Genomic DNA, 13840 nt, shown 5'->3' with positions numbered 1-13840 from the left:
CTAGGGATTTCGGCGATTTCTCGGGGTATCAGCCCTGGAAGTACAGCTCGCTGTGCAGCTTGCATCCCGGGTTGAACGACGCGGCGCAAACCGGGCACGAGTCGGTGCCGAGGTACTCGGTGATCGCCAGCAGGTGCCCGCAGACCCCGCAGAGCACGGCCGGCTCGTCGCGGGAATCCAGCGGCCACCGCCTCGCGACGTGGTCGGCTGCCTGGGCGTGGCAGAGATGGCACGGGTAGAACTCGCCGCAGCACGCGAACTTGATCGCAATCACGTCCAGCGGGCTTCGGTAGTGGACGCAGCGCGTCTGGCCATCGACGACCGGACCCAGGACGTTGGGCCCCTCCGGGCTCATCGCACGCCCCGGGCGGTGAGCGCGTCCCCAAGTTCGTCCGCGTGCTTGAGGGCCACGATGAGGAACGGGACGACGAAGGTGCGCGGGTTGTTCCGTGCCCCGCGCGCCCACTGCGCATCGCGCACCTCGGACGCCCTGCGGCCAAGCACCGGGATGGTGCTGATGGTCACCGTGAGCAGCAAAGCGATCCGCTGCGGGTCCAGGCCCAGCCGTTCCAGGGGGCGCAGCCCGGCCTCGATGGCGTCAAGCAACGCCGTCACCCGCGTGGTGAGGGCGAGCAGTGCGGCGAGCACGATCGCTGCCGTGACCCTGGCGGCATTGGCGACAGCGGGCTCCGGGCCCATGAAGATCAGCTGGCTCACGACGGTGATCACGATGACCCAGCGGATGGCGAACACCTGGCGGCCCAGTTCCTTGATCCCGTGCAGCCCGGGGCCGAGGCCGGCAACCGCGTAGCCCAGGATGCCCACCGCCGCGGCGAGGCCGGCCGAAAACCAGTGCGATGGCAGCAGCGACACTCCGAGCACCACCGACAGGACCAGCAGCAGCTTCGGGCCGGCGGGCATGCGATGCAGCCAGCCGGAGCCCGGCTTGTAGAGCGTCAGCATGCCAGCACCGCCTCGTACCTGGCAATGATCCCATCCGGTTCGCCGCTGGCCACCAGGGAACCGCCGGCGAAAAGCACCGCCTGCTCGCAGCGCGCGGCCAGCGCGAGATCGTGGGTGACGAGCACCAGGCGGTGTCCGGTGTCCTCGAAGAGGTGGTCGGCGACGCGCCTGGCGTTGCGCGCGTCCAGATAGGCGGTCGGTTCGTCCGCGATGACCAGTTCCGGGTTGCGCACGAAAGCGCCGCACAGCGCGAGCATCTGTTTCTGCCCGCCGGAGAGGTCGTGGGACGGGCGCTCGGCCAGTTCGGTGAGGCCGAACCGCTCCATCGCCGCGGACACCCGTTCCTCGAGCTCGGCTGGACGGAGCCGGTCCGCGCGCAGCGAAAAGGCGACGTCCTCGGCAACGGTCGGCATGATGATCTGCGCGTCAGGGTTGCTGAAGACGATGGCGATGCGGCGGCGCAGCTCGGCGGCCCGGCGGGCCGGGTCGAGCCCCAGGATGGCCAACTCGCCGGAGGTCCGGGGGAGCAGGCCGCCGATCAACCGGGCGAACGTGGATTTGCCCGAACCGTTCTCCCCGATGACGGCCACGGTGCGCGCCTCGAGGTCCAGGGTGACATCCTGCAGGACGTCCGTGTCTCCGAGGCGCACCCCGACGTTCTTGAGGTGGATTCCGCTGATGCTCATCGGACCACCTCCAGCACCGCGGCGATCCCCATGCCGCCGCCGATCGACGCCGCGGCAATGCCACGGGTCCCGGCGGGGGCCCCGGCGCGCACGAGGCGACTGAAGAGCCGCACCACCGCGACCGCACCGCTGGCACCCCACGGGTGGCCAAGCGCCAGCGCGCCGCCGTCGGCGGTCAACCGAGGGTCGTCCTCCGCGAGCCCGATCCTCTCGAGCACCGCCAGGCTTTGGGCGGCGAATGCCTCCACGATTTCCAGCGCATCGATGTCGGCAAGGTCCAATCCGGCCGATTCCAGGGCCGCCTGGATGGCACCGGCGGCACCGATGCCCGGAAGTGCCGGATCGCAGCCGACCACGGCCGACGCACGGATCGCGAGGCCCGGCGCAAGTCCGGCCGGCGCGAGCACCAGGGCGGCCGCGCCGTCCCCGATCCTCGTGGACGTGCCGGCGGTGAGCGTGCCCGAGGGGAAGAGCGCGGGCAACCGGGGGAGCAGGCGCTCGGCGCCGCCGATCGCATCGTCGTGCCGGAGCCCGGCCAACGGCACCAGCTCGGCGTCGAAGCGGCCGGCATCCCGGGCCGCCCGGGCGCGGGCGTGGCTGCGTGCGGCATGGGCGTCCTGCCTGGCGCGGGAGATGCCGTCGCGCGCGGCAAGGTCCTCGGCCGCCTGGAGCATGCCCGGGTCGCTGAAGCCCGCCGGGGCGAACGGAGCCCGGTCGTAGGCCACGCCGTCCACCGAGCGCACCGGAGCCGTCGAGGCGCTTTCCACACCTCCTGCCACACGCATCCGCCTGTCCCCGGCACGGATCGCAGCCGCGGCATCGAGCACGGCAGCCAGCCCGCTGCCGCATTGCCGATCGACGGTGGCGCCGGGAACCCCGTGGCCCAGCCCGGCCGCCAGCGCGGCGATGCGGCCGGGGTTCCCGCCCGGTCCCATGCAGTTGCCGAGGACCACATCGGCCACCGTGACCGGCGCGCCGGTCACGGCTTCGGCGTCTTTCAGGGCCGCCCGGATCACCGGCGCCGCCAGCTCCTCGACGCGCAGGCGCGCCAGGGCGCGGCCGCGGGTGCCGATCGGGCTGCGCCGGGCTGCGATGACCACTGGATCGTTCTCAGCCTGCAAGGGACTGCACCTCCCCGGCGAGGACCAAGCGCAGGGCTTCGGCGCGTGCGGGCTTGCCCGAGACGGTCCGTGGGATCCGGCCGGTGAACCAGTGCCGCGGTCGGTGCGCCGTTCCCAGCCTGGCGGCGGCAAGCTCCCTGAGATCAACCGGTGCGTCGCCATCCAGTTCCAGCAACGCCGAGACCAGGGCGCCGACGGGACCGCGCGGCAGCCCGAACACGAGCGCGTCGCGGACGCCCGGGATCGAGCGCAGCACCGCTTCCACTTCCTCCGGCACGATCGTGGCCGAGGCGCTGAGGATCGCGTCGTCGGCACGTCCCAACAGGCGCAATCGGCCGTCGAGAAGTTCCGCGCGGTCACCGACCGTGGCCCACTGCCCGTCCCGGCGCAGCGGTCCGGGCGCACCCGCGTACCCTGAGGCGATGAAGGGCGAGCGCACCCACAACTCGCCATCGCGGATTTGAAGCTCGACCCCGGGGAAGGCGCGCAGCCCGTCGCCCTCGTCGCAGGCCACGAACGAGAGCTCGGCCGCACCGTAGTAGGCGCCCACGCGGATGCCCGCCGCTTCGGCACGCCCGCGGAGTGCCGGGTCGAGGTGGGAACCGCCGACCAGCGCCGTGCGCAGCCGCGGCGGCGCGCCGGCGTCGAGCACGGCCCGAAGCGCCTGGGGGGTGCCGTGCAAGGCATCGGCTTCCGCGGTGGGGCGCAGCAACGGGCGCGGACCGCCCGAGAGCGCGTGGGCGAGCGAAAACAGGGTGAGCGAGGAGGACGGCGGCGCCGGAAGCGCCACGTTCTGCCCGCTCCCGGCGCCCAGGAATCCGCTGACGGCAGCGAACGAGGCTGCCCATGATTCCGCGCTGCGCAACACGATCCGCGGCGCACCGCTGCTGCCGGAGGTGAGCGTCGCCCAGGCGGTTCCCTCGGGGAGCTCTGCCTTCGCGGCGGCCGCGGCCATGGCGTTCCGGTGCGCCGGCGTCCACCTGGGATCAGTGACCAGCGGGACGTTTCCCGCTTCGCGGATCTGCCCCAGGTGCTCGAGCAGGCCCGGAGCCCCGCCGTCGACCGGGATGATCACTTGGCCGGCTCCAGCACCGGGGTCTTCTTCGTGGCCCACACGCGGTTGAAGGCGCGGGGGTAGGCCCGGACCAGCGTCATCACGATGAGCGCCGCGGTCACCGCCTTGATCAGGTCGCCGGGAATGAACGCCAGGCTCAGTACAGCCGTCTCGCCCAGCGGGAGGCGCGTCACCATGCTCTGCACGGGGACCCCCACGGCGTAGATCACCAGGATGCCGCCGAGCAGCATGCCGACGAGGGTCCGCCACAGCACCGGCTTGCGCCCCCCGGCGTGCACGACCAGGCCGATGACGAAGGCGCCGAGAATCCAGCCGACGAGGTAGCCCGCCGATGGCCCGAAGAACACTCCGATGCCGCCGCGGCCGCCTGCCAGCAGGGGCAGGCCGATCGCGACAAGTGCCATCAGCACCGTCATCGAGAGGGCGCCAAGCCGCGGCCCGAGAACGGCTCCGGCGATCATCACGCCGAGGGTCTGGAGGGTGATGGAGACGCCGCCCGCGACAGCAAAGCCGCCCGGCATGCCCATCACGGCGACAATCGCCGCAAAGATGGCGACCCGCGCGAGGCTGGTGGCATCAAGACGCCGCTTGGCCGGGAGATTTGAGAGGAGACTGTGCTTGGTCATGGGAAGGATCTTTCTGGGTTTCAATCCTGGACGGGGCCCACTTGAACACCGTCCAATTGAACGGTGTTCAGATGGTGGTCTTTACTATAGTTTCGCCCTGGGGAAAGCCACAATGGCCGCGGTAACACTTGGACGCCGCGGCGCTGCGGGCTTTCGGTCCATACGGGCCGGCCAACCCCGTGATGCGCCCCATCCCCGGCAAGGCCAGTGATTCGGTGCTGTACTGGCCAGCGCCGCCAAAACCTCAAAACCAGGCCCCAACTTCGTGATACATCGGCGAAGGAGGCCCTTTCAACCGAGCGGGCGGCGCAACGTGGCAGCCGGCAGGCGGGGGGAGTGCCGCTGCATCTTGCGGGCCCGGGTAAGACCATTTGTTGGTGCACGGCGATGCGCCAGCCAGGACGAGCCTCCGCGGTCGTGGCAATGCCCCGGGCAGTCTTCGCCGTTGGCCAGCAATGCCCGTCCCCGTCGAAGCTGATCCACGGAAGGTGCGGGAACCGGTGGGTCGGGCCCTCTGCATTGCGAGGAACTCGTTGCCGTGATCCCACCCCGGATTCGGCCGAAGCGTCGAATCCGGCCGAATCCGGGATCGCTTCGACGCATTGCGCCCCGGCCGTGTCCATTTGCCGTTTCGAGGAACGGCCCACGTGGTGTCCAACCTGGGTAGGGCGCTCCCATGGCCGGCTCCGTGGGGTGCGGCCGGGATGGCGGTCTTCTGCGGTGGATTGCGCCCTATGCCGATTCCCAGACGGCCAGGACCCGGCGCAGCCGCGGGTCGTTGTCCGGGCGCATCTCCACCAGCGCCGCCTGCCGGATCCGGATCTTGTCCCCGGGCCGCAGGCGCGTATCGGCATGGGTGACGTGCGGGCGGTAATCCGGACCGTTGTGCTGTGCGCCGGGCAGGTGCACCTGCGGCCCCAAGGCCTCCAGTGCGGCGAGATGCAGACGCTGCAGGGCCGACTCCGGCTCCACCAGGGAGACCGGCACCGACGCGTTGCGGCCGAACTGTGCATCCGAGCCGATCCGCACGCCAAAGCCCAGCAATACCGGCAGCGCGACATCAAGCCTGGCGCGTACGACGTCGGCGGTTTCCCGGGTGTCGAAACGCACCAAGGTGATGTGCAGCGGCCAGCTGGTACGGGGGAAGACCAGGCCTGCCGGTACGGGGACCACGAAGGCCACGAGAACAAATGCACCCATGCTTCAGGATAGGACCTCGGCCCCTGGCCCGCGAGAGCTCATGATCCGACACGAGGGATCATGGCCGCCGGGCATGCATTCCGGGGCGCGCAAGGTGCAGGGCGGTTCACGGACACCGGGATCTCCCCGCTGCATGTTGACCAACGAGCCGGCTCTTCGGTGGCCGTCACGCTGACGGAGCCGATGCGGGACACTCGGGCACCACCGGCGTGTTGTTGCTAGGCTCGTGCATGGTGAACAACCACGAACAGGGGTTGCCGTGTTCGGGGGCGCACCACGGGTCAGGGCAGCTTTCCGGTCAGCAAGCCATGATAGAACGGTGCAGGTGAAAATCCATGGCTGATGATCGATGCGGGAGAAACGAATTGGTGAATTGGTGAAGCGGTCCAAGAACTATCCGCGTGCAGCCAGTTGCGGGCTGGTTCTCGTTCTCGTAGTGGCCGGGTGCACGACAGCGGGGCCGGGGGACGACGCAGGACCCTTCGGCTCACAATCGCAGAAAACCCAAGACATCGTGGTGTTGGCCGACCCCGTACCTGGCTTCGGCCGGATCGGCGGAGACACCGGGGACATGGCCCTGAAATCCAGCCAGGCGTTCTTCGAAAAGGCACCCGCCGTCGTCGTGCTGGGCAAAGACGGCGCGCAGGAAGCCGCCGCCGCTCGAGCCCGCGAACTGGGTGTCCCGCTGCTCGTCGCACCCGAGGACGCGCTGGAGGAAACTTCTTCTGCGCAGCAGGCCTTCGCCTCCGAGGTGGAACGTTTGGGTGCGCGCACCCTCATTGCCTACGGATCCCTGTCCGCTTCGTTGGCGGGCGGTCTGGAAATCGTCGATGGGTCGGCACCTGATGCCGACTTGCCTGAAATCAAACCAGCCGAAGGCGCCACCGAGTCCGGCTTCGCCGTCGTCGTGCGCGCGGGGGAGAAGGCGGGGGATGCGGCAGGTCCCGCACTTGCCACGGCCCAGGCGGCCGGTGCGGACCTCCACACCATGGAGTCGGGTGACCCGCGGGCTGCGAAGAACCAAGAATTCTTCCAGAACCACGCGGAGTCGGACCTGCATGCGATCGGCAACGGGTTCGCGAAAAGCAGGGATTTCTCGGCCCTGGCGGCAACGGCTGCCGCAGGAAAGCAGCTCCCGGGCGGCGGGCAGATCGTGTTCCCGGACCGACGCATGGTCGCACTGTACGGGACGCCGGGGACGGCTTCCCTGGGATTGCTCGGCGAACAGGACATCGCCGGGGCGATCAAGCGGGCCCAGAAGTACGCGGCGGAGTACCAGCCCCACAGCAAGGAAAAGGTCCAGCCTGCCTTCGAAATCATTGCGACCGTCGCCTCGGCGTCCGCCGGCAAGGACGGCAAGTACTCCAGCTACGTTCCCGTGGAGCGACTCGAGCCCTGGGTGAAGGCGGCGCAGAAGGCAGGGGTGTACGTGGTGCTCGACCTGCAACCGGGCCTCAACGATTTCCTGACCCAGGCCAGGCACTACGAACGATTGCTGACCTACCCCAACGTCGGCATCGCCTATGACCCCGAGTGGAGGCTCAAGCCCGGCCAGCGGCACCTGGCCCAAATCGGTTCCGTGGATGCCGCCGAGCTCAACCGCGCCAACGATTGGTTGGCCGAGCTGACGCGCAGGCACAAACTGCCGCAGAAGATCGTCATCCTGCACCAGTTCACGCAGAGCATGATCCGCGACCGCTCCACCCTGGACACATCGCACCCCGAACTGGCGCTCGTCGTGCACGCAGACGGCAACGGGACACCGGGGATGAAGATGGCCACGTGGAAGAGCTTGCGCCGCGACCTGCCGGACGGCATCAGGATGGGGTGGAAGAACTTCATCGACGAGGACTCGCCGACGTTCACCCCGAAAAAGACCTTCGACATCGAGCCGAAGCCGTGGTTTGTTTCGTACCAGTGAATGGCCCTGATTGGAAGGTGGGGCTTCCGCCGGCACCTTCCAAGGAGGGATCGACACGGTGGAGGCCTGCGGAGGGGGCACTTCCGTGCACACGGATCGGATTTCCATGGAGGCATTGGTGTCGGCGTCCCTAAAGCATCGTGGTCCAACACCGATGGCGTCAACGGCTGAGATCATGGCGGCTCCGACACCAGCGGCTCCACCCTGCACCGTACGGAGGGGATCAGGAATGTTGCGTGTCAGGAGAGCTTCAAAGAACTTGGCGACCACGGTCACTACCCAAACGGTGGCTATTGGGCCGTGTCGGGGGCATTTGGGCCCATTGCGGTCGGGCCGCGGGCGTTGATTGCTAGGATCCTGAGGATGTCCAGACCGCGAGCCGCGATGCTTCGCCTGCGCCGCTGACCAGGGAAGCCTTCAAGAAGCGGCTGGCGCAGGGCGATGCTGATGATTCAGGCAAGAACGTGCGTTTCGTGATCGATGTGGACGGCGCCGCCGTCGGCAGTGTTTCGCTTTTCGACTTTCGACGAGCTCGCCCGCCACACGGAAGTCGGTATCGCATTGGTTCCCGAAGCTCGCGGACAAGACATCGGGAGCGCAGCCATCTCTCAAATCGTTGAGTTTTCCTTCGTGCGCTGCAACCTGCGTCGAGTCCACCTGCAGGTGATCGAGTCCAACCTTGGCGCGCTCCGTGCGTATGAGAAGGCGGGATTCGTGGTCGAGGGTCGTCAGCGCCAGCACGCCTGGGTTCGCGGAAAGTACGAGGATATCTTCATTATGGGAACACTTCGCTCGGCGTAGGATTTCACAGCCCGGGAGAAGGTGGCCTTCCCCGGGACTGGGCGTCGCCGCGCGGAACTTTACTGGATCGCTACCGAGCCGCGACGGGCAGGACCCTGTCAAGAAAGCCCGGCACCACTGGATCGGGGCGCAGGAACGGCACCAGCGGCAAGGGTTTGCCGTCCCGGCACCGCCTTATCGGGTCAGTTTCTTCAGCCCCTTCTTTGGCGGCACCCGCACAGGTTGGGGCCAACGCGGGCTCAGGGCGTCGCCCAGCGTGGTGCCCCGGAGTTTGCGTCCGAACATGGGTAGTACCCACTCGGTGACCCAGGCATGGTGTGCCCGTGCGCGTTGCCGCACGCTGCGCGGTGCCTTCCGCTTATCCTGGTGCTTGATGCCGTGTGGCACCCCTAGGACATCCAGGACCCTCGCTGCCAGGTACTTGTGCCCGGCCTTGGACATATGCAGCCGATCGGGACCCCACATGCGGGTATTTGCATAGGAGTCAAAGGTTGCGTAATCCACCAGGACGGCACCGTACTTTGCTGCGATGAGCCGGACCCCGTCGTTGTAGGCATGGTTCTTGCGGCGCAAGGGCCCCAAGATGGGCGAAACCTCCACGTCGTAACCGGTGAAGAGCACCAGTGTTGCACCCGTCTGTGCCAGCCGCCAGACCAGGAACTCATAAGCGGCCAGGATGTCGGCGATCTTCGTCCCAAGGTCCATGACATCATTGCCGCCGGCGTAAAGCGTGATGAGCGTTGGTTCCATGGCGATGGCCGGGTCCAGCTGTTCCGCGATGATGTGCCGAAGCCGCTTGCTGCGGATGGCCAGGTTCGCATATTCCCAGCCCGGGGAATCTCTCGCGAGGCCCTCGGCGACCCTGTCGGCCCAGCCCCGGACGCCGTTGGGACGCCGCTTGCTGATATCCCCGACTCCCTCCGTGAAGGAATCTCCCAGGGCAACGTAGCGGCCCGGTTCATGATCAAGCATGTGAAACTAACCGGCTGACTGTGACGCTGGTGCCTTCGGTTGCGGCAACGGAGCCTCAATCGAAGACGCCAGGAACTGCAATTCCGTATCGTTGGCCGCCGTGGTCCGTGGCTTCCCGGCGCACAGGAAATATTCCCCGGCTTGGGCCTCCACCGCCGGGGAGTTGGCGTCGGCGAAGCGTCCGCTGGCATGCCCATCCTCGAACTGGTTGGCCATGCCAGCGGGAAGGAAGGGAACCGTGCCTTGGGTCCTCTGTGCGGTCCGGGCTGCAGCCGTGCCGATGCCAACGTTCCCACGACCCATTTGCGCCACCGTGAGCGCATGCCCGGAGACAGGGAAGCCTGCGCCGGTACCCGAAACTCTCTTTTGCTTCTTCACAGGGCAAGCCGAAGCCGCGGATGCTCGGCAATGGCCGCGGTGTAGAGGTTCATCAGCTGCTCGCAAACAACGTGCCAGCTGCGGCCCTGGACTTGCTGGAAAGCTGCGGCTGCAAAGGCCGCACGTTTGGCATCGTCACCGATGAGATCAATGGCGTAATCACGCAACTGGGCCAGATTGCCCGGTGCGTAGAGCCAGCCGGTGCGGGAGGAATCCACCAGATCCACGGGGCCGCCGCGGCCGGTGGCAACGACAGGAACTCCTGAGGCCATGGCTTCCTGGATGGTTTGGCAGAAGGTCTCGAGTTCTCCCGGATGCACGAACAGGTCAAAGGATGCCATGGCGGCGGCCAGCTCGTCACCGGCCAGGAAGCCCGTGAAGTAGGCCTTAGGAAGAAGTGACTCGAGCACCTCCCGCTGCGGCCCATCGCCTACGACAACCAGCCGGGTGTCGGGGATCCCGGCCAAGGAAGCCAGATCCTCCACCCGCTTTTCGAGGGCGAGACGCCCCACATAGCCGATGATCTTTTGTCCTTGTGGCGCCACCGCGTCACGGAACGCTGCGCTTCGTTTGTCAGGGTGGAAGCGTTCGGTATCCACGCCTCGGCGCCACAACTCCACCCTGGGGATGCCGTGGCCCTGAAGTTTTTGCAGTGAATCGCTCGAGGGAACGAGTGTTTTCGTCGCTGCACAGTGGATCTGCTTCACACGCTGCCAGGCCCAATTTTCCAGGAATGGCATGCCATATCGGGCCGCATATCCGGGAACGTCGGTTTGGTAGACGGCAACGGAGGGAATGTCCAGGGACGCTGCAGCCCGGACGGCACGCCAGCCCAGAACAAATGGGGAGGCCAGGTGGACGACGTCGGGCTTGAATTCAGCCAACAGGGACTTCACCCGCGCCACCCCGCCAATGGCAACCCGGATGTTCCGGTAACCGGCGAGGGGAACGGCTGGCAGCCGCCTGATAGCTGCGCCTTCTACCGTAGGAGGCGCGTTCTCCAGCGTCGATGGGGCGATGACCAAGACCTGGTCCCCGCGCGCATCCAAATGCTGCAAGATTTTCAGCAGCGAATGGGTAACCCCGTTCATCTCGGGAAGGAACGATTCAGCAATTATGGCAACCTTCACGCCTCAACCATGAGCGCTGAAGGTTGCCACCGGGCGCAACTTCAGGAACACCGCGGTGAAAAGCAGGTGAACGGCTGCGCCTGGAACCGAGCTTTCTGGTTACCCCACACCGCGTCGGCGGTGGATTGATTCCGGGGAGGGGGATGAAAGGTCCGGTCTATATTCATGCTTGGGGACCTCGTCGCCAGCGGCAAAGCGCAGCTGGCACTCGTGCCTCTCGCTTACGGCACGGGCCCGCAAGCCTCACCGGAGATATTGCGGGCAGCCATGGCCGACCCAACCAGTTCACCCTCACAGAGGATTCTTGGGATGAGCTGGCAATAGACATGACGGGGTTCGGAACCCTTCGCGGGAAGGCTGCCGGAACACCGACTCCTCGTTCATGGGGTGGTCAGGCAGCCAAGGGCCGGCCGTTCGGTGCCTCCATGATCAAAGCGACCAGGCCGGGTCCCGGGGTTCCGGCCAGCCGAATGGCAGAAGCTCCGGCACCGGTGGCGACGATTTTCCGACCCACCGACAAGGTCCAGACAGGCCCTTCGAGGTCCACGGTTGCCAGTGCGTCGACTGCCGTGGAGATATCGGCCCCGATGCTGAACTCGCCGGGGTGGCCGCCGGGCTTCGCACTCAGGCCGATGGCGGCCAGCGTTCCGGAGAGCAATCTTGACCGAGGGCTTTTCACGTTTATCCATAATTCGGGATAACAGAATCCTCGGAAAAATCCGCCGGGGTGTCGAGGTGCGCGGGTTGAATGCTGATCCCCGGGGAACGGCACGATGCCTTGAAGGTGTTCGAAAGATAGGCCTTGCCGTGGTCCCAGACACTGGTTTCGGGCGTGATCACGGGCTTGTCGGCCGCGCCTTCAAGCCGCTCGTCGATGCTCCGCATCGAACGATAGGGAAGGGCCGAGGCGGCCATCGAGATCGCTTCCGGCCAGCCCGGACGCATCATTTCCGGGGTCAAACACTTGGCCAGAAGCAAGGACGCATCAACGGCCTTGGTCGTGGGCTGGATGACGGCTGCGCAGATGGTGCGGGTGGCAACATCCACCAAGGCCGTCAGCTCGACCCGCCCGATGATCCCATCGTCAAGTTCGATGGCAACATCCAGGGGAGTCGAGTCGATCTGCATCAATTCCCCGGGACGCACGGGATAAACGCTGCCTAAGGGGGCCACTGGTTGCTGGGCAAGGGTTCTTCTGGTTCGGGCCGACCCGGTGGCATGCCTGCCCTGGGCAAGCTTCTTCACCAGGCGATGAAAGGTGGTCCGGGACGGAATGGGCACGCGCCAACCCCATGTTCTTCCTCCAGTTGATGGCGAACCTGGTGGATGAGGCGGTCCAACGTCCCGGAGGATTCGTGGACGTTTCGTTCCAGCACCGTTTGGAGGGCCTCGACGACCCGTGGATCTGTTTGCCCGCGCAAGGGCGTTCCCCTGACCATGCGTTGATCCGTAAGCCCGATGATGCCTTCGCGTTCGTAGGCGTTGCGTAGCCGCTGGAAGGTGCTCAAGCCGATCTCCTCACTCAACAGCTTCAGCTCGGCACATTTGCTCTTTTCCCGCTGCCTCAGCGAGTGCACGGTGATGCTATATTCGCTACGTGGCGGGCGTTCGGCGTCCTCGGTAAGGGCAACGCCATCCAGCGCCTCGGTGATGTGCCCTTCGAGCCACCGGGCACGATCCTGGACGGCGGGCGGCAGGGAATCAAAGAGCGGCGATGATCCGGTGCACCGTCGGCGGACCTTTGGCTGGTCAAGGATCTTCAAACTTGGATCGGCGTAAAGCGCGCCGATCTTGATCATTGCCGGCGCCGAACCTGCAGCCGAGAGAACCACCGCGCCACCGTCGAAGGCATTCACCTGGAAGCGGATGCCATGCAGTTCGATGTCCTGGCCAATGCCCAATGCCCCGGGTGTTGGCTTCATGGCGTCCCGCCTGCCCAAACCCGGCTGTCCAGGTGCAACCGGTGGGAATCCAAGTCAGCAACGATTTCTTGGCACCACATCAGGTGGAAAATCGTGGGAAGCACAAGCACCGGAGCACCCAAGAAGCAGGACAGGCTCCTGATCGAGCAAGGCCCCTCAGCTACCAGGTGCTTCAATGCCGCGCGGGCCGTTTCCTGGTTGCGGCACCGTGGGTGCCGGTAGCCGGCGACCCAATGGCGGTGGGCACGCGCCACGCCGGGCAAGTCTCCCAGGCGGCGGTAGTCCCACCCCACCGTCGCGCAGAGCTCCGCGGTGGCATCAAAAACGAGCCGGCCTTCGGGCTTGATCCTTGCCTCCGGCCGGACATCGATCACGAGGCCGCTGCCATCGGCCTGGCGAACAAAAATAGTCCGGAGCATGCCACGCCTGGGGGAGTGGGTCCGGAAGCTTGATCCTGAACGGCTGGGATGCAATCGCCACGACGGTGGCATCGAAATCCAGGCATATCAGGTGGTCGCGTTCCAGCCAGGATTCAAAGCCAACGAGCTCCCGGGTGGAGGCGCACCACCAGAGGCCGGCGAAGTTCCGTTGACCTTCGTAGGCCGCAACACGGCGAATCGGTGGCGAGTTCTCAAAGGCGGTCGCCCAGCAGTGCGCCAGAAGGTCGCTGGTCGTGGCAGAGGAGAATTGCTCCCTGAAGATCAGGGAACCCGCTGGATGCTTTGGCCCGGCTTCCATGTCGGGCGCCAACAACGCCCGTCCCATGGCACCCAGTGCAATGAGAAACACCCAAATGCCTCGGGTGTAGTGAAACGGGACCAGCAGATGCTTCGGGTGTAGTGAGATGGAAACACCTAATGCTTCGGGTGTAGTGAGATTGCCTCACCTGTAATGACAGGACAACAAGAGACCTGACACTGTCCGGTCTCAGTATTGTTGGCAACGCTGACGTGGGGTTTTGCCATGTTTAGTGAGACAGATCTGGTCATTTTCGTCTCAATGAAGTTGGCAATTCCGTATTTGGGTTGGGCGACGCAGTTCCCTA

General features: G+C 66.2%; 15 protein-coding genes. 2 read left to right on the top strand and 13 right to left on the bottom strand.

Annotated elements, in window-relative coordinates; translation table 11 throughout:
- Positions 1-28 precede the first annotated feature (28 nt).
- The 7 genes from DQ353_RS19350 to DQ353_RS19320 form a co-directional block, all read right to left on the bottom strand.
- Positions 29-355 (bottom strand): CHY zinc finger protein, encoded by a 327-nt coding sequence (locus tag DQ353_RS19350; protein WP_113764819.1) that lies wholly within the window; start codon positions 353-355, stop codon positions 29-31.
- Positions 352-963: a CbiQ family ECF transporter T component gene (locus DQ353_RS19345; protein ID WP_113764818.1), complete on the bottom strand. Its 612-nt coding sequence runs from the start codon at positions 961-963 to the stop codon at positions 352-354. The genes DQ353_RS19350 and DQ353_RS19345 overlap by 4 nt, the downstream gene beginning before the upstream one ends.
- On the bottom strand, positions 957-1649 hold the full coding sequence (locus DQ353_RS19340) for an energy-coupling factor ABC transporter ATP-binding protein (RefSeq protein ID WP_113764817.1): 693 nt from the start codon (positions 1647-1649) through the stop codon (positions 957-959). The genes DQ353_RS19345 and DQ353_RS19340 overlap by 7 nt, the downstream gene beginning before the upstream one ends.
- Positions 1646-2770: a thiolase family protein gene (locus DQ353_RS19335; protein WP_286166927.1), complete on the bottom strand. Its 1125-nt coding sequence runs from the start codon at positions 2768-2770 to the stop codon at positions 1646-1648. The genes DQ353_RS19340 and DQ353_RS19335 overlap by 4 nt, the downstream gene beginning before the upstream one ends.
- Complete coding sequence (locus tag DQ353_RS19330) at positions 2760-3845, bottom strand: AMP-binding protein (RefSeq protein ID WP_286166926.1); 1086 nt, start codon at positions 3843-3845, stop codon at positions 2760-2762. Before DQ353_RS19330 ends, DQ353_RS19335 begins: the two co-directional genes overlap by 11 nt.
- Complete coding sequence (locus DQ353_RS19325) at positions 3842-4471, bottom strand: biotin transporter BioY (RefSeq protein ID WP_113764815.1); 630 nt, start codon at positions 4469-4471, stop codon at positions 3842-3844. The genes DQ353_RS19330 and DQ353_RS19325 overlap by 4 nt, the downstream gene beginning before the upstream one ends.
- Positions 4472-5203: 732 nt before the next feature.
- Positions 5204-5671, bottom strand: a complete 468-nt coding sequence (locus DQ353_RS19320; protein WP_113764814.1) for a 2'-5' RNA ligase family protein — start codon at positions 5669-5671, stop codon at positions 5204-5206.
- Between the two features lie 520 nt (positions 5672-6191).
- Between DQ353_RS19320 and DQ353_RS19315 the strand changes: the two genes are divergently transcribed.
- Together DQ353_RS19315 and DQ353_RS19310 are read left to right on the top strand one after the other, a co-directional pair.
- Positions 6192-7592 carry a hypothetical protein gene (locus tag DQ353_RS19315; protein ID WP_220094071.1) on the top strand — a complete coding sequence of 467 codons (1401 nt, stop codon included), beginning with the start codon at positions 6192-6194 and terminating at the stop codon, positions 7590-7592.
- Between the two features lie 504 nt (positions 7593-8096).
- Entirely contained in the window at positions 8097-8393 is a 297-nt protein-coding gene (locus tag DQ353_RS19310) for a GNAT family N-acetyltransferase (RefSeq protein ID WP_181578510.1), read from the top strand.
- Positions 8394-8567: 174 nt separating this feature from the next.
- Here DQ353_RS19310 and DQ353_RS19305 read toward each other — a convergent pair whose 3' ends face one another.
- From DQ353_RS19305 to DQ353_RS22660, 6 genes are all read right to left on the bottom strand, one after another.
- On the bottom strand, positions 8568-9365 hold the full coding sequence (locus tag DQ353_RS19305) for an SGNH/GDSL hydrolase family protein (RefSeq protein WP_113764811.1): 798 nt from the start codon (positions 9363-9365) through the stop codon (positions 8568-8570).
- Between the two features lie 374 nt (positions 9366-9739).
- Positions 9740-10873, bottom strand: coding sequence for a glycosyltransferase family 4 protein (locus DQ353_RS19295; RefSeq protein ID WP_113764809.1), 1134 nt, complete (start codon positions 10871-10873; stop codon positions 9740-9742).
- A gap of 391 nt (positions 10874-11264) precedes the next feature.
- Positions 11265-11552, bottom strand: a complete 288-nt coding sequence (locus DQ353_RS19290; RefSeq protein ID WP_146755349.1) for a hypothetical protein — start codon at positions 11550-11552, stop codon at positions 11265-11267.
- 2 nt (positions 11553-11554) lie between these two features.
- Positions 11555-12019, bottom strand: a complete 465-nt coding sequence (locus tag DQ353_RS19285; protein WP_146755348.1) for a hypothetical protein — start codon at positions 12017-12019, stop codon at positions 11555-11557.
- A 95-nt stretch (positions 12020-12114) separates the two neighbouring features.
- Entirely contained in the window at positions 12115-12795 is a 681-nt protein-coding gene (locus tag DQ353_RS19280; protein ID WP_146755347.1) for a hypothetical protein, read from the bottom strand.
- The gene (locus DQ353_RS22660; RefSeq protein WP_181578509.1) at positions 12792-13214 is read right to left on the bottom strand and encodes a TnsA-like heteromeric transposase endonuclease subunit; all 423 of its coding nucleotides are present in this window, start codon (positions 13212-13214) and stop codon (positions 12792-12794) included. Before DQ353_RS22660 ends, DQ353_RS19280 begins: the two co-directional genes overlap by 4 nt.
- Between the last annotated feature and the right edge of the window lie 626 nt (positions 13215-13840).

The sequence above is a fragment of the Arthrobacter sp. AQ5-05 genome, assembly GCF_003287975.1.
Lineage (GTDB): Bacteria > Actinomycetota > Actinomycetes > Actinomycetales > Micrococcaceae > Paeniglutamicibacter.
Note: the sequence above shows the minus strand (reverse complement) of the source record. Positions and strands in the feature narration are given on the sequence as shown.

What these genes read in the sequence shown, in the direction of transcription:
- DQ353_RS19320 (WP_113764814.1), bottom strand. Translation starts at nt 5,671, where the DNA reads ATGGGTGCATTTGTTCTCGTGGCCTTCGTGGTCCCCGTACCGGCAGGC.
- DQ353_RS19350 (WP_113764819.1), bottom strand. Translation starts at nt 355, where the DNA reads ATGAGCCCGGAGGGGCCCAACGTCCTGGGTCCGGTCGTCGATGGCCAG.
- DQ353_RS19340 (WP_113764817.1), bottom strand. Translation starts at nt 1,649, where the DNA reads ATGAGCATCAGCGGAATCCACCTCAAGAACGTCGGGGTGCGCCTCGGA.
- DQ353_RS22660 (WP_181578509.1), bottom strand. Translation starts at nt 13,214, where the DNA reads ATGCTCCGGACTATTTTTGTTCGCCAGGCCGATGGCAGCGGCCTCGTG.
- DQ353_RS19345 (WP_113764818.1), bottom strand. Translation starts at nt 963, where the DNA reads ATGCTGACGCTCTACAAGCCGGGCTCCGGCTGGCTGCATCGCATGCCC.
- DQ353_RS19305 (WP_113764811.1), bottom strand. Translation starts at nt 9,365, where the DNA reads ATGCTTGATCATGAACCGGGCCGCTACGTTGCCCTGGGAGATTCCTTC.
- DQ353_RS19325 (WP_113764815.1), bottom strand. Translation starts at nt 4,471, where the DNA reads ATGACCAAGCACAGTCTCCTCTCAAATCTCCCGGCCAAGCGGCGTCTT.
- DQ353_RS19280 (WP_146755347.1), bottom strand. Translation starts at nt 12,795, where the DNA reads ATGAAGCCAACACCCGGGGCATTGGGCATTGGCCAGGACATCGAACTG.